Source organism: Variovorax sp. GW823-FHT04B03 (genome assembly GCF_058796495.1).
In genome coordinates, this window is record NZ_JBXAIT010000004.1 from 162,035 (window position 1) to 177,071 (window position 15,037).

12 protein-coding genes are annotated in these 15,037 nt (G+C 66.2%); 6 read left to right on the forward strand and 6 right to left on the reverse strand.

Annotated features, from left to right (window positions below):
- Positions 1 to 12: 12 nt before the first annotated feature.
- From AC1RAD_RS18115 to pmbA, 6 genes are all read right to left on the reverse strand, one after another.
- Positions 13 to 1,119 (reverse strand): ABC transporter ATP-binding protein, encoded by a 1,107-nt coding sequence (locus AC1RAD_RS18115; protein ID WP_492736388.1) that lies wholly within the window; start codon positions 1,117 to 1,119, stop codon positions 13 to 15.
- Positions 1,120 to 1,151: 32 nt separating this feature from the next.
- Positions 1,152 to 1,964 carry a carbohydrate ABC transporter permease gene (locus AC1RAD_RS18120; RefSeq protein WP_492736958.1) on the reverse strand — a complete coding sequence of 271 codons (813 nt, stop codon included), beginning with the start codon at positions 1,962 to 1,964 and terminating at the stop codon, positions 1,152 to 1,154.
- A gap of 11 nt (positions 1,965 to 1,975) precedes the next feature.
- Entirely contained in the window at positions 1,976 to 2,845 is an 870-nt protein-coding gene (locus AC1RAD_RS18125) for a carbohydrate ABC transporter permease (protein WP_159276062.1), read from the reverse strand.
- 2 nt (positions 2,846 to 2,847) lie between these two features.
- Positions 2,848 to 4,119, reverse strand: coding sequence for an ABC transporter substrate-binding protein (locus tag AC1RAD_RS18130; RefSeq protein ID WP_159271005.1), 1,272 nt, complete (start codon positions 4,117 to 4,119; stop codon positions 2,848 to 2,850).
- Between the two features lie 174 nt (positions 4,120 to 4,293).
- Entirely contained in the window at positions 4,294 to 5,238 is a 945-nt protein-coding gene (locus tag AC1RAD_RS18135; protein ID WP_062476487.1) for a helix-turn-helix domain-containing protein, read from the reverse strand.
- Positions 5,239 to 5,304: 66 nt separating this feature from the next.
- On the reverse strand, positions 5,305 to 6,675 hold the full coding sequence (pmbA, locus tag AC1RAD_RS18140) for a metalloprotease PmbA (protein WP_062476484.1): 1,371 nt from the start codon (positions 6,673 to 6,675) through the stop codon (positions 5,305 to 5,307).
- Positions 6,676 to 6,773: 98 nt separating this feature from the next.
- Here pmbA and yjgA point away from each other — a divergent pair, with 98 nt between their 5' ends.
- From yjgA to AC1RAD_RS18170, 6 genes are all read left to right on the forward strand, one after another.
- Positions 6,774 to 7,433, forward strand: a complete 660-nt coding sequence (yjgA, locus tag AC1RAD_RS18145; RefSeq protein WP_062476481.1) for a ribosome biogenesis factor YjgA — start codon at positions 6,774 to 6,776, stop codon at positions 7,431 to 7,433.
- Positions 7,430 to 8,026, forward strand: coding sequence for a molybdopterin adenylyltransferase (mog, locus tag AC1RAD_RS18150; RefSeq protein WP_492736390.1), 597 nt, complete (start codon positions 7,430 to 7,432; stop codon positions 8,024 to 8,026). Before yjgA ends, mog begins: the two co-directional genes overlap by 4 nt.
- A gap of 258 nt (positions 8,027 to 8,284) precedes the next feature.
- A complete protein-coding gene (locus tag AC1RAD_RS18155) occupies positions 8,285 to 9,487 on the forward strand; it encodes an Ig-like domain-containing protein (RefSeq protein WP_492736392.1) in 1,203 nt (400 codons plus the stop codon).
- Positions 9,488 to 9,521: 34 nt separating this feature from the next.
- Complete coding sequence (locus AC1RAD_RS18160; RefSeq protein WP_492736394.1) at positions 9,522 to 9,824, forward strand: hypothetical protein; 303 nt, start codon at positions 9,522 to 9,524, stop codon at positions 9,822 to 9,824.
- On the forward strand, positions 9,821 to 10,444 hold the full coding sequence (locus AC1RAD_RS18165) for a hypothetical protein (RefSeq protein WP_492736396.1): 624 nt from the start codon (positions 9,821 to 9,823) through the stop codon (positions 10,442 to 10,444). The genes AC1RAD_RS18160 and AC1RAD_RS18165 overlap by 4 nt, the downstream gene beginning before the upstream one ends.
- A 319-nt stretch (positions 10,445 to 10,763) precedes the next feature.
- Positions 10,764 to 14,990: an Ig-like domain-containing protein gene (locus AC1RAD_RS18170; RefSeq protein WP_492736398.1), complete on the forward strand. Its 4,227-nt coding sequence runs from the start codon at positions 10,764 to 10,766 to the stop codon at positions 14,988 to 14,990.
- Positions 14,991 to 15,037: the final 47 nt, after the last annotated feature.

The following is a 15,037-nucleotide window of genomic DNA, read 5'->3' on the forward strand; positions in this document are numbered from 1 at the left end:
GGGGGCTGCCACTCAGTGCAGCGCGGCGTCCGGACGCCGCAGCGAAGCGCCCGTCCCGACATCGAACAGGTGCACCTGCTGCGCATCGGCCACCAAGCGCAACGGCTCGCCGAGCCGGGGGCCTTCCGCGGACGGCAGGAGCACGGCGATCTCTTCGCCGCCCTGCCCCACGCTCACCAGCACTTCGTTGCCGAGGTATTCGATGAGCTGGACCTCGCCGGCAAAGCCTTCGCTGCTCGCCTTGGCGGTGTCTAGGTGCAGGTGCGCGGGGCGCACGCCCAGCGTCACGCGCGCGCGGCCTTCGAGCGCGAAGCGGCGCGCATCCACGCGCACCGAACCGCCGCCGCCGCGCAGCTCGCACTGCCCGCCGTCCAGGCCGTGCACCGCCATCTCCATCAGGTTCATCGGTGGCGTGCCGATGAAGCCGGCCACGAAGGCCGAGCGCGGGCGCTCGAAGATTTCCTGCGGCGTGCCGACCTGCTCGATGCGCCCGTCGCGCAGCAGCACGATGCGGTCGGCCAGCGTCATGGCCTCGTGCTGGTCGTGCGTGACGTACACCGTGGTGGTCTTCAGCGTCTGGTGCAGCTTCGCGATCTCGATGCGCATGTGGTTGCGCAGCTTGGCGTCGAGGTTCGACAGTGGCTCGTCGAACAGGAACACCTTCGGCGTCTTGATCATGGCGCGCGCAATCGCCACGCGCTGCTGCTGGCCGCCCGACAGCTCGGTGGGCTTGCGCTGCAGGTAGCGCTCCAGGCCCAGGGTGTCCGACACCTCCTTGATGCGGCTGTCGATCTCGGCCTTGGGCACCTTCAGGCGCTTGAGCCCGAACGCGATGTTGTCGCGCACCGTCATGTGCGGGTACAGCGCGTAGTTCTGGAACACCATCGCGATGCCGCGCTCCTGCGGCGGCAGGTCGTTCACGCGCTGGCCGCCGATGTGCAGGTCGCCGCCGCTGATGTCTTCCAGGCCCGCGAGCATGCGCAGGATGGTCGACTTGCCGCAGCCCGAGGGGCCGAGGAACACGACGAACTCGTTGTCGGCCACGTCGAGATCGAAGGCGTGGACGACCTGCGTTTCTCCGTAGCGCTTGATGAGGTGGTGACAGCGGATGGCGGACATTTTGGGTTCTGGAGAAAGGGAAGCGGCGGGGTTCATGCAGCCTCCCGCTTGCGCTTGAACGCGGCATTGAGAAAACCGCTGAGCACGCCCACCATGAGCAGCGGCGGCAGCGACAGCAGGATGACCGAGGCATTCAAGATGCCCCAGGGCACATCGCGCCCGAGCTGGCTGAGTTCCGACGCCACGATGGGCAGCGTCTTGGCCTCGGAGGTGGTGAGCATCAGCGCGATGAGGAACTCGTTCCACACCAGCACGAAGCCGAAGGCGATGGCGCCCACCAGCGAGCGCGCGGCAATCGGCAGCGCGATGCGAAAGAAGATCGCGTAGGGCCCGTAGCCGTCGACGCGGCCCGCTTCTTCCACTTCCTTCGGCACCGCCTTGAAGGCCGGGATGGCGAGCCAGATCACGGTCGAGAGCGTGAGCAGCGTGTAGGTGGCGATGAGCGCCGCGCGCGAGTCGTACAGCTCCAGCTGCAGCCAGATCACCATGAGCGGAATGGCCACCGCCACCGGCGGCAGGAAGCGCATCGACAGCACGAAGAACTGGATGTCGTTGCCCCAGCGCAGCGGGTAGCGCGCCAGCGCATAGGCGGCCGGCAGGCCCAGCATCGCGCCGATGACCACCGCCGCGCCCGCCACCACGATCGAGTTGACCAGCCCGGCGGCCACGGCCTCGCGGTTCAGCACGTACAGGTAGTTGTCGAGCGTGGGCGTGAAGAAGAACTTCGGCACGGCCGAGACGATGTCGACCCGGTTCTTGAACGAGTTGAGAAAGGTCCACAGCACGGGCACGAGGGCCGAGAGCCCGGCCGCGATGAGCGCCAGCCGCGCCAGCAGCGTTCCGATGGCAAGCTTCTTCATGACGGTTTGGTCCATTTCCAGATGTAGGTGAACGCGACCGTCGAGGCGACCATCATCAGCACCGCCATGCTCGACGCGTACGAGATGCGGCCCGACTCGATGAAGCCCTGCGAGAAGGCGTACATGTCGAGCGTCTCGGTCGAGATGCCGGGGCCGCCGCGCGTCATCACGTAGATGAGGTCGAAGGCGCGCAACGACTCCACCATCTTCACGAAGGCCAGGCTGATGAGCGGCGCCTTCAGCATCGGCAGCGCCACGTAGGCATACACCTCCCAGGTCTTCGCGTGGTCCAGCCGCGCGGCCTCGAAGGGCTGTGGCGGCAGGGTTTCGAGCAGCTTCAGCACGATGACGCCGAAGAACAGCCCCCACTGCCACACGTCGACGAAGGCCACCGTGAGCAGCGCGAGCACCGGGTCGGCGAACAGGTCGAGCGGCTCGCCGGTGATCGCCTTGTACGGCCAGGTGATGAGGCCGAACAGCGGATGGAAGGCGAACTTCCAGACGAAGGCCGCCGACACGCGCGGCAGCAGCACCGGCACGATGAACAGCATCGACAGCACCTGGCGCCAGCGCGGCGTGGCGCAGCGGTGCATCAGCGTGCCCATGAGCACGGCCAGGGCCATGGTGGCGCTGACGGTCAGCACCTCCCACACCAGCGACACGCGCACCGAGTTCAGGAAGCGCCGGTCGGAGAACAGCTGCACGTAGTTGCTGAACCAGACCCAGCCGGTGTCGGCCTGGCCCAGTTCGCGGTCCTGCAGCGAGATGGCGATGGCGAACACCGTCGGCACCAGTGCCAGGACCGCCAGCACGAGCAGCCCCGGCCCGATGAACACGGCCGGCAGCCGTGTGGTGTGGGAACGCATGCTCACTTCTTGCGACGCGCGATCAGCTGCTTGGCGTAGGCGTCGAGTTCGTCGAGCCCGCCCTGGATGTCGGTGCGCGAGCCGGTGATCAGCTCTTCCAGAATGATCCCCCAGCGGTCGCCCAGGTCGGGCCAGGCCGGGTCTTGCCAGAAGTTCACGGCCGTGACCTTGCCGGTGTCGGCCAGCGCCTTGCCCAGGTCGGCGCCGTAGCGTTTGGCGAACTCGGGGCTGCCGAGCACGCTGGTGCGGTTGAGTTCGCCGAACTGGCCTTGCGCCAGGCGGCGCTGCTCGTTCTCCTTGGACGTGGCCCAGGCGATGAACAGGCCCGCGCACTTCTTGGCCTCTTCGGTCTTGTTGGCGCGCGCGCCGATGGCCAGGCCGTGGCCGTAGCCGCCGCCGGTGAGCGGCGCGGGCGGCACGGCGTAGGCGATCTTGCCGACCACGGTCGACATCTTCGGGTCGAGCGCGTTGCCCGCCAGCGGCGTCGACTCGACCAGGATCGCGACCTTGCCGGCCAGGAAGGCGCCGGTGGACTCGTCCCATCCGCCCGTCTTGGTGCCGGGCGCGGAGTACTTGAAGAGATCCAGGTAGGTCTGGGTCGCCTTCACGGCGGCGGGCGAGTTGAAGACCGGCTTGTCGCCGTCGAACCACTGGCCGCCGTAGCCGCGGAAGAACGGCATCCAGCGCCACACGTTGGCACCCGAGCCGCGCTGCCCGCGCAGCGCCACGCCGTAGACGCCGTTGGCCGGGTCGTTGAGCTTCTTCACGGCCGCCACGAACTCGTCGAGCGTGGCCGGCGGCTTGATGCCCGCCTTCTCGAGCAGGTCCTTGCGGTAGACCATGAGGTCGCCGCCGCCGGTGAGGGGCGCGAACCAGGCCTGGCCGGCGAAGGTCGCGACCTTCTGGCGGCCGGCGTCGAAGTCGGCGTAGTCGTAGCTGGCCGGGTAGTACGGCGTGAGCGGCACGATCCACTTCGACTGGACGAACTGCGCCACGTTGGCCTCGTCGACGTAGTACACGTGGTACTTGCCGACCGTGGACGCATCGGCGCGCGACTTGGCACGGCGGTCGTTCTCATTGAGGTTGTCGATGCTGAACGAGGCACCACTCAGGCGCTTGAACTCGTCCTTGGATTTCTCGAGCAACGTCAGGCCTTCGCGCGGCTGCGACAGGACGCGCACGTCCTCCTTGCAGACCTGCGCCAGCGCGGCGGGCGCCAGCGTGGCCAGCGCGAGCGCGAGGCCGGCCAGACGGTGGGGATGCGGAATCGGCATGCTTGTCTCCTTCGTTGTTCGTGCAAATTGCCGGCGAAATGCCGGCAAATGCAACGAGACGAAGGTTAGGAGGCCGATCCGAAGGGCCTCCTACATGCCCACCGGGCGCCTGATACTTTGCTGCCAAGCCGTCTCGGGGTTTAGCCCGAGAGGCAAGTGCGTATCAGTCGGCAATCAGGCAGCGAGTGGCGTGTGCTGCGCGCTGCGCAGGCCGAAACGCTCCTGCGCCTGCTGCCGGTAGGCCGAGGGCGTCATGCCCTTGAGCTGCAGGAAGCGACGGTTGAAGTTCGCGAGGTTCGAGAAGCCGACCTCGTAGCAGATGTCGCTCACCAGCCGGTCGGACACCTGCAGCATCTCGCAGGCCTTGGTGATGCGCAGCCGCGTGACGAAGTCGGTGAAGGTGCTGCCCATGTGCTTGTGGAAGTAGCGCGAGAAGCTGCTCTCGGCCATGTTGGCGACGCCGCACACGGTGGGCAGCGAAAGCTCTTCGGCCAGGTGCGCATGCAGGTAGTCGAGCACACGGCGCATGCGGGTGTTGGCCGTGGGGTCCTCGTCGCTCGGGTCGGCGTTGCTCGAGATCTGGCGCCAGTCGCTCCAGCTCGCGAGCTCGTGCAGCAGGCCGATGAACTCCGACAGCCGGGCCATGCCCTTTTGCTTCTGCACGCGCACGAAGCGCTCGCGCACGAGGTCGCCGATGCCGAAGAACTCGATGCCCAGCTTGGCGCGGTCGAGCATCGGCAGCACCGTCTCCAGCTCGGGAAACAGGTCGACGCCCTGGCGCAGGGGCGCGTCGCGGAAATGGATCACCATGCTGCGGTCGGCCACGCCCTCGGGCGGCACGTCGTGCGAGATCCAGGTGTGGGGCAGCCGCGCGCCCACCAGGGCGACATAGCCGGGTTCGAAGCGGCCGATGTGGTTGCCGACGAAGGCGTCGCCGCTGGTGCGGTTGATGCACTGCAGCTCGTACTCGTCGTGGTAGTGCCAGCAGTCGAAGGGCCAGGGCACGCCGTGCTGCAGGCAGCGCACCGAACTGCTGCCCGCCGGCTCGAAGCCCAGGCGCGGGTCACGCAAGAGTTCGTGTTCGAGGGCCGGCTTGCGTACGGCGCTGTGTTTGCTCATGTCCTGTCCCCCTGTCCTTGAATGGAGGGGTCGTCGAGCCAGCGCCGTTGCGAGCGGCAGGGCCTGTCAGGCGCCCGCCACCTTCATGCGGTTGACCAGGATCGACCCCGTGGTTTTTGCGCCGAAAGTGTAAGCATCTGCGCCAATCGCTTCAATTCCCATCAACATCTGACGCAAATTGCCGGCAATCGTGATTTCCTGCACCGGATAGGCGATGCGGCCGTTTTCCACCCAGAAACCGCTGGCGCCGCGCGAATAGTCGCCCGTCACGTAGTTGACGCCCTGCCCCATCAACTCGATCACGAACAGGCCGGTGCCGAGCTTGGCGAGCATGGCGTCCAGGTCGTCGCCGTGCTTCGTGAGGCGCGAACTCAGCGTCAGGTTGTGCGAGCCGCCAGCGTTGCCGGTGGTCTTCATGCCCAGCTTGCGCGCCGAGTAGGTCGACAGAAAGTAGCCTTCGAGGCGGCCGGCATCGACCACCTTGCGGGCGCGGGTGATCACGCCTTCGTCGTCGAAGGGCGAGCTGCCCTTGCCGCGCAGCACGTGCGGGTCTTCGGCCACGTCGACGTGCTTGGGCAGCACCGGCTTGCCCAGCGAGTCGAGCAGGAAGGTGCTCTTGCGGTACAGCGCCCCGCCGCTCACGGCCTGCACCAGCCCGCCCAGCAGGCCCACGGCCAGCGGCGACTCGAACAGCACCGGGCATTCGGTGGTCTTGATCTTGCGCGACTTCAGGCGGCTGAGCGCGCGCTCGGCGGCGTAGCGGCCCACGGCCTGCGGGCTGGCCAGTTCGTCGGCCGAGCGCATCGAGCTGTACCAGGCGTCGCGCTGCATGTCGTCGCCCTTGCCGGCGATGGGGGCCACCGAAATCGAGTGCCGCGAGCTGGCGTAACCGCCGCGAAAACCGTGCGTGTGGGCGCTGAAGAAGTGGCTCTGCTGCGCCGAGACGCCGGCGCCTTCGCTGTTGGTGATGCGCTTGTCGGTCGACAGCGCCGCCGCCTCGCATTCCAGCGCCAGCTTGGCGGCCTGCTCGCTCGTCACGTCCCAGGGGTGGAACAGGTCGAGCTCGGGCTGCACCTTGGCGATGTCTTCCTCGTCGGGCAGGCCGCTCACCGGGTCTTCGGCCGTGAAGCGGGCGATGTCGTAGGCCGCCTGCACCGTGCGGGCGATGGCCGCCTCGGAAAAGTCGGAGGTGCTGGCGTTGCCGCGGCGGTGGCCCACGTAGACCGTGATGCCCAGCGACTTGTCGCGGTTGCGCTCGACGTTCTCGAGTTCGCCCTTGCGCACCGAGACGCTCAGGCCGCAGCCCTCGGAGGCCTCGGCGCCGGCGTCGGTGGCCCCGAGCTTTTTGGCGTGGGCCAGGGCCGAATCGACCAGGTTTTCGAAGAAGGAGCGGCTGTAGGCGAAGCCGGAATCGGCGCGCGAGGAGGATGTCGTCATGTGGTGGCTATGATACTTGCGCCCCCTGTTTCACGTTTTCCCTTCCGCGCCCCCTGTGCGCGTTGCAGCGCCGCACGGCGCGGCCCAGAATCCACCCCATGTCCCGCAAACCAAAAAAAGGCTATTTCGTCCGTGGCCACTTCGTTGCCGAAGGCAGCGAACTCGACCTGGAGCTCAAGCGCGAGCTCAAGGGCGGCACCGACGAAGCCAGCCGCACCGAACTCAAGCGCGAGAGCGCCGAACTGCAGAAACTGGGCGAAGAATTGCTCACCCTGCGTGCCGGCCTGTTCGACGCCCTCCCGCTGAGCGAGAAACTGGTCGACGCCATCGCCGAGGCGAAACGCATCACCAATTTCGAGGGCAAGCGCCGCCAGATGCAGTTCATCGGCAAGCTCATGCGCGCCCTCGACCCCGAGGTGCTCGAGGCCGTGAAGCAGGCGCTGACCGAGCAGAACACCGTGCCGGCCGCCGAAGCCGCCGCGCTGCACGAGGCTGAACGCTGGCGCGAACGCCTGATTGCCGACGACGACGCCCTCGGCGGTTGGATCGAAACCCACCCCGCCACCGACTCCCAGCAGCTGCGCGCCCTCGTGCGCCAGGCCCGCAAGGACCTGAAGTCCGGCCCCGCCGGCGAAGCACCGCGCCAGGGCAAGGCCTACCGCGAGATCTTCCAGCTCGTGCGCGCGCAACTCGCGGTGCATGGCGGCGACGATCACGCCGAAGCGGCTGCGGCGCAAGACCGGGAAGAAGACGCATGAGCGACGGCGGCTTCGATTCGGTGCGCATCGGCATCGTCTCCATCAGCGACCGCGCCTCCAGCGGCACCTACGAGGACAAGGGCCTGCCCGCGCTCAAGGACTGGCTGGGCCGCGCGCTGAAGAACCCCCTCGAATTCGAAGCCCGCCTGATCCCCGACGAGACTGCGCGCATCAGCGCCACGCTCGTCGAGCTGGTCGACGCCGGCTGCTCGCTGGTGCTCACCACCGGCGGCACCGGCCCCGCGCTGCGCGACGTCACGCCCGAGGCCACGCTGGCGGTGGCCCACAAGGAAATGCCCGGCTTCGGCGAACAGATGCGCCAGATCAGCCTGCGCTTCGTGCCGACCGCCATCCTCTCGCGGCAGGTGGCGGTCATCCGCGACCAGAGCCTGATCATCAACCTGCCGGGCCAGCCCAAGTCGATCGCCGAGACGCTCGAAGGGCTGAAGGACGCCGACGGCACACAGATCGTGCCCGGCATCTTCGCCGCCGTGCCCTACTGCATCGACCTGATCGGCGGGCCCTACCTCGAGACCGACGACACGGTCTGCAAGGCCTTCCGGCCCAAGTCGGCGATCCGCGCCGCGCGCTGAGGCGCAGCACGCCCCTCGAGCCTGCCTGCCGCCGCCGGTTCTCGCGCGGCGGCATTCACCACCAAAGACCTGCCGCTTCGCCGATGCGCGAGGGGCGCGCTCGCGTGCGCATCGCTCGCCCCGGCTTTTATCGGACCCGTCCGATGGTTCCGCTCCCCTGTTCTTCCTAGAGTTCCTGACGCCCGGGCCGCCGGATCGAACAGCGTGAATTCGCTGCCCGATCCGATCTTTCTTCCCCTTTCAGAGCACAGGAACTGCATGGCATCCAACAAGGCAAACGTCTTCGTCGACAACAGCCCGAGCATCGATCAGACAGCAAGCGCACGGCCCTTCGCGCCACAGCCGCCCACCATGGACAGCGTCATCGACGACGCGGGCGACATCATGGGCACCCTCGCCGCCGGCGGCGTCACGGACGACCGTCAACCCGAGTTCCAGGGCCAAGGCACACCGGGCGACACCATCCTCATCAGGAACCACGGCGTCGAGATCGGCCAGACCGTCGTGGACGAAGACGGCCAATGGGCCTTCACGCCGTCGACCGACATGAATGAAGGCCACCACGCCATCACCATCGTGGCGCGCGACCCCGCCGGCGACGAGAGCGAACCTTCGGGCCCGTTCAGTTTCGAGATCGACGTCACGCCACCCAACGCCAGCAAGCTGTCCATCACCGGCGTCCTCGACACCGCAGGCGGCATCACCGGCAACGTGGCCGCCGGCAAGACCACCGACGACACGCGCCCGCTGCTCACCGGCACGAGCACCGGCCAGCCCGGCCACACCGTCACGGTGATGGTCAGGGACAGCACCGGCACCCATGCGCTGGGCGAAGCCGTCGTCGGCGACAACGGCCAGTGGTCGCTGCAGGTCATGGCGCCGCTGGCCGCGGGCCTGAACACCTTCACGCTCGTGGAGAAAGACGCGGCGGGCAACGAGACGGCGCCGACGGGGCGCTACCAGGTGACCATCGACACCAGCAAGCCGACGCCCCCGGTGATCGAGCACGTCTACGACGACGTGGGCGTGCCCCACATGCTGGCGCCCGGCGAGGTCACCAACGACGCCCGGCCGACCCTGCACGGCACGGCCCAGCCCGGCCATACCGTGACGTTCCACGACGGCACCACCGTCCTGGGCACCACCCAGACCGGCGCCGACGGCACCTGGGCGTTCACGCCCAAGGACAACCTGAGCGAGGGTGCGCACCACATCACCGCCACGGCCACCGGCCCGGTGGGCCAGACCGGCGACGCGAGCAGCGCCTGGCACTTCGAGGTGGACACCCTGGCGCCCACGCAGACCCCCACCGTCTCGGGCATCGGCAAGGACAGCGGCATGAACGCCGACGACCACGCCACCAACGACGGCAGCGCGGGGCGCCTGATGACGGGCCGCCTGAGCGCATCGCTGGCGGCCGGCGAGACCCTGCAGGTGGCCTTGCGCGCCCCTTCTCCCTAGAGTGCCCGATCCCCCAGACCGTGGATCGAACAACGTGCACAGGCACGCCGATCCGGTCGACTTCTTATTGAGAGCACAGAAACCGCATGGCAGCCTGCTGCACAGCGCCAGCATGGCGCCCCTGAACGGCACCATCAACATCGACGTCGCGTCGACCGGCAAGTCGTTCTCCAGGTTCGAGATCGTCACCTACTACAACGCGGGTCAGCGGGGCAACGACCAGCTGTGGATCGACAACATCCAGATCTCCAGCAGCGGCAAGGTCGCCACGACGGGCGTGTTCACGCTCACGGCCGACAGCGCAGCCGTGCTGAACGGCGACGCGGGCAAGGCGTGACCGTCAAGCTCAGCAACGTCGCGCTCAAGGCCTTCAGCCTCGACCTCGTATCGGACGATGCACTCGACCACGCGACGCAGGCCTGGACCCAAGGCGACGACACGCTCATCGCCAGGCTCGGCTTTGCCGACCGTCTCGAAGGCGGTGCCGGCAACGACACCCTCACGAAGGTCGGCACGGGCGACACGGTGCATGGCGGCGCGGGCAACGACGTCATCCACGTGCTCAGCGGCGACTTCGAGCGCGTCGATGGCGGTCTGGGCATCGACACCCTCGTCATGGACGGCACCGCCATGCGCATCGACCTGGCCGCCTTCGGCCTGAAGCTGCAAGGCTTCGAGAAGTTCGACCTGGGTGCGGGCGGCAACACGCTGGCGCTACACACCAGCGACCTGCTGGCCGGCGGCATGCGCGACATGGTCACGGCCGACGGCAAGGTGCAGATGCTGGTCAACGGTGCCAATGGCGATGTGAACCTGCTGGGCGGCAGCGCGGGTGACGATGGCTGGAGCCAGGGCGGCAACACCGCCGTCGGCGGCGTGACCTACAGCGTCTACACCAACCTCGCCGGCACCGCCGAGCTGCTGGTCGAGGACAAGGTCCACGTGACCCTCATGTAAGCCACCGCACTCACCGGCGCAACCCGCGCCGGTGCAGCCGACAACGCGACAGCCGCCATCAGCGACTGTCGCGTTTTTTGTTTCTGCTGCGTCGCGATGCCCAGTTGTGAGCCACCACGCCGTGTTGTGCCTTCCCGCACGACTTTGTGCGCGCTTTGAGCTCCGACTTATTCCTTCGCGCTTAGGTTTCGGACTCGTCCGATGGTCCCGCAGGGCCGTTCTTCCTAGAGTGCTCCATTCCCCCAGACCGTTTGATTGCGCTGCGTTCATTTGCGCGCCGATGCGGTCTTTTCTTTCCTTTTCAGAACAGAGAAATTCCATGCCCTCCGAGAAAATTCAGGTCGCCATCGACCACCCGAGCACCACCTTCGCAGCCCCTCCCGCCATCGTGAGCGGCGCCCTCGACGACGCCGGCGACATCCAGAACTCCATCGCCCCCGGCGGTATGACCGACGACCGCCAGCCCGGCTTCCATGGCCAGGGCACGCCGGGCGACACCATCGTCATCCGCGACAACGGCAACGAGATCGGAACCACCGAAGTCAGCGAAGACGGCACGTGGACCTTCACACCGTCGACCGACCTGCTGCAGGGCCTTCATGCCATCACGGTCGCCGCGCTCGACACCAATGGCAACGAGAGTGCGCCCTCCCCCGCGTTCAACTTCGAGATCGACGTCACCCCGCCCGACGCCAGCCGGCTGAACGTCAGCGGCTTCACGGACAACGTGGGCGGGGTCACCGGCAACGTGATCTCGGGCGGCACCACCGATGAAACGCGCCCGCTGCTCAGCGGCATCAGCAACGGCACGCCCGGCCACACCGTCACCGTGATGGTGAAAGACGCCACCGGCACCCACGAGCTGGGCCTGGCCACCATCGGCGAAAACGGCCAGTGGACCTTCCAGGTCGACACCCCGCTGGCCGCAGGCCTGAACACCTTCATGCTCGTGGAGCGCGACGCCGCCGGCAACGAAACGATGCCGACCGGGCGCTACAAGGTGACCGTCAACACCGACAAGCCGAACGCGCCTGTCATTGACAGCGTGTTCGACGACGTGGGCGAGCCGCACATGCTGCAGCAAGGCGAGGCCACCAACGACGCGCGGCCGACGCTTGCGGGCACGGCGCCGGCCAACCACACGGTCAAGTTCTACGACGGCTCGACCTACCTGGGCAAGGCCGTGGCCGACGAGAGCGGCAAGTGGAGCTTCACGCCCCAGATCGATCTGCCCGATGGCCCACACGGCATCACCGCCACGTCCACCAGCCCCGTGGGCCAGACCAGCGAGGCCAGCAGCGCCTGGAACTTCGTGGTGGACACCACCGCCCCGACGCAGACCGGCACGGTCACCGACATCGGCAAGGACAGCGGCTTCGACGCCGACGACTACCTGACCAACGACGGCAGCGCCGGACGCCTGCTGCAGGGCAAGCTGTCGGCCACTCTGGGCGCGGGCGAGACGCTGCAGGTGTCGACCGATGGCGGCACCACCTGGACGACCGCCTTCGTGGCCGGTGACCAATGGAGCGCGCAGGACGGCAACAGCCATACGGGCGACTGGACCGTGCAGACGCGCGTGGTGGATGCCGCAGGCAACCTGGGCCCGGTGGAATCGCAGGCCATGGCACTGGACACCAGCGCGCCGGGAGCGCCCACCAAGGTCGTCGTGACCGATGCCGGCGTGGAGGTCCAGTTCAATTCAGCGAACGTGGCCGTGGGTCACAAGATCAGCCTCGTCGTGCGAGGAGACCATTTCGACTACACCCTGACCGCCGCCGACATCGCGGCGGGCAAGGCCCTCATTCCCGGGGTCAAGGCTGTGGATGCAGGTCACGTCGCAGCCGCCATTTCGGATGACGCCGGCAATCTCTCGCTCTACCTGTCGCCGCCCTTCCAGGGAACGGACGACCTGAAGAATTCGCCGAAGGTCGTTGCAGGGTCGACGCACACGAATGCCTCCGGCGTTGCCATCGAGATGCTGCAAGGCTACGTAGAGAACTTCAGCGATTCCCGGATGTATCTGTCGAACAAGGGGATCGCGAAATTCGAACTCCCCGCCCCGTCCAAGTCGGCCGGCATCGAATACACGAACACGCACGTCGCCCCTTACGGCAAGGTGGAGTTCTATTCGGCGGCCGGTGTCCTGCTGAACACGCAGAACATGGTCTACGACCCGGGCTCGGTCGTCATGAAGCGGATCGACTTTGTTTCGGAAACGCCAATTGCCTACATCAAGGTCTATTGCCTGGACAGTGGCGCCAGCGATGCCATCCTGATCGGCGGCTTGAAGTGGAGCGACAACGGGGGCTCTTCGAATTCGCCGCAGCAACAGACCCTGACCGACGCATCGGCAGGCACCCTGCACGGTGGCTCGGACAACAACGAGTTCACCGTGACCGACGTCAGACACCTGGCCGACTCGGCCATCTCCGGCAACAGTGGCCTCGACACGCTCAAGCTGACCGGCGCCAACCAGGTGCTCGACCTGACCGCGCTCGGCCACAAGGTCAGCTCGGTCGAAGTCATCGACATCACCGGCACGGGCAACAACACGCTCAACCTGTCGCTGGGCGACGTGATGGAAAACGGCGCCATGGACCAGTTCGTGGCCAACGGCCGCGTGCAGATGATGGTCAAGGGCAATGCCGGCGACGCCGTGTCGCTGCTCGACCTCCTGCCCAACGGCACCGACCCGGGCGACTGGTCGCAGGGCGCCAACGTGACCATCGACGGCGTGGTCTACGAGGTCTACCAGCACTCGGGCTTCAAGGCCGACGTGCTGGTACAGCAAGGCGTGACGGTCACGCTGCAGATCACCATCGACCGCGTGATGGACGACGTAGGCGCGTTCACCGGCGCCATCGACAAGGGTGGCGTCACCGACGACACCACCCCGACGCTGAATGGCAAGGCCGCCGCGGGCGGCACCGTGAAGGTGTACGACGGCAGCACACTGCTGGGTTCGACCGTGGCCGACGCCAAGGGTCACTGGAGCCTCACGCCGGGCACGCCTCTGAGTGAAGGGCTGCACAGCCTGAGCGCTACCTTGACGCCGGAGGGTGGCAACGAAAGCGCCCACACCGCAGTATTCGAACTGACCGTGGACACATTGCCGCCGGCAGCACCGACCATCGTGTCGGTGTACGACGACGTGGGCACGATGGGCAATGTGGCCAACGGCGGGAGTACCGATGACAACAAGCCCGACTTCAAGGGGAAGGCCGAAGCGGGGAGTACCGTGGTGATCTATGACGGCGTTGCCGAGATCGGTCGCGTGAAGGCTAGAGCCTCAGGTGACTGGAACTTTACGCCAAGCGAGAGCCTGAGCAACGGCAAGCACAGCATCAGCGCCAAATCCATTGATGTTGCAGGCAACATCAGCTTGCCATCCAGCACTTTTACTTTCGACGTGGCAGTTTTTGATCTTTTCGAAGATTTCAACTCCGATTCAAAGCAGACTTTCCAAAAAACCGGAGATTCACTCGACTCCGGAGTTTTTAAAATCACCCAACTGAGCGATGCAACTTACTGGAGCATGACAGGAATTGTCAGTGCAAATCAGACGCAAACCAATCAAAGCCATGTCTGGGGATTATCTGGCGGCTCCGCTGAAGCAAAATTGAACAATGGAGTTCAAGCTTCCGCCATCAAATTTTGGATGGGTGACAATCAAGACCCCCTGGGGCCGACAATAAAATTCCACGACAAGCTTGGGAATTTGATATACGGCACGAGATTCCAATCCCATGGGGAAGGCGAGTATCACGAGTTCAATATGCCTAATGGATTGCTTTTCAGTTCTTTTGTCATTACGCCCGGGGCGGCTGGCGGCGGATATCAATGGGACTATATTGAAATCGACAATATATCGATCGCAGCTGTATTTCCGGGAAGCTCGCAATTTACCGCTGATCAAGAATTGGATGAGGCAGTCGAATCGCAATCACTTGCGAACTCGGAGGTGCGTGCAAATCCGATTCATGACGGCGAGGTCCTGAATAATTCGACCCAAGGCTATAGCGCAGGCGACGACACGATCATCGCCAAGCTCGGCTTCGCGGACCGTCTGAGCGGCGGCGCCGGGAACGACACCTTCATGAATGTCGGCACGGGCGACACGGTGCATGGCGGCGCAGGCGATGACACGATCCGCATCAACAGCGGCGACTTCGCGCGCGTCGAAGGTGGCTTGGGCATCGACACCCTCGTCATGGACGGCAAGGCCATGCACATCGACCTGTCGGCCTTCGGCCTGAAGATCCAGGGCATCGAGAAGTTCGACCTGGGCACCGGCGGCAACACGCTGGCACTGCACGCCAGCGATGTGCTCGCCGGCGGCATGCGCGACATGGTCACGGCCGACGGCAAGGTGCAGATGCTGGTCAACGGCGCCAATGGCGATGTGAACCTGCTGGGCGGCAACGACAGCTGGACTCAAGGCGGCAACACCACGGTGGGCGGCGTGACGTACAGCGTCTACACCAACCTCGCCGGCACCGCAGAACTGCTGGTCGAAGACAAGGTCCACGTGACCATCCTCTAAGCCTGCAGACAGGCCACGCGGCGCCCCATCGGCGCCGCCCCCGACGC

What these genes read in the sequence shown, in the direction of transcription:
- AC1RAD_RS18115 (WP_492736388.1), bottom strand. Translation starts at nt 1,119, where the DNA reads ATGTCCGCCATCCGCTGTCACCACCTCATCAAGCGCTACGGAGAAACG.
- AC1RAD_RS18155 (WP_492736392.1), top strand. Translation starts at nt 8,285, where the DNA reads ATGGCATCCAACAAGGCAAACGTCTTCGTCGACAACAGCCCGAGCATC.
- pmbA (WP_062476484.1), bottom strand. Translation starts at nt 6,675, where the DNA reads ATGACGACATCCTCCTCGCGCGCCGATTCCGGCTTCGCCTACAGCCGC.
- mog (WP_492736390.1), top strand. Translation starts at nt 7,430, where the DNA reads ATGAGCGACGGCGGCTTCGATTCGGTGCGCATCGGCATCGTCTCCATC.
- yjgA (WP_062476481.1), top strand. Translation starts at nt 6,774, where the DNA reads ATGTCCCGCAAACCAAAAAAAGGCTATTTCGTCCGTGGCCACTTCGTT.
- AC1RAD_RS18130 (WP_159271005.1), bottom strand. Translation starts at nt 4,119, where the DNA reads ATGCCGATTCCGCATCCCCACCGTCTGGCCGGCCTCGCGCTCGCGCTG.
- AC1RAD_RS18170 (WP_492736398.1), top strand. Translation starts at nt 10,764, where the DNA reads ATGCCCTCCGAGAAAATTCAGGTCGCCATCGACCACCCGAGCACCACC.
- AC1RAD_RS18135 (WP_062476487.1), bottom strand. Translation starts at nt 5,238, where the DNA reads ATGAGCAAACACAGCGCCGTACGCAAGCCGGCCCTCGAACACGAACTC.
- AC1RAD_RS18125 (WP_159276062.1), bottom strand. Translation starts at nt 2,845, where the DNA reads ATGCGTTCCCACACCACACGGCTGCCGGCCGTGTTCATCGGGCCGGGG.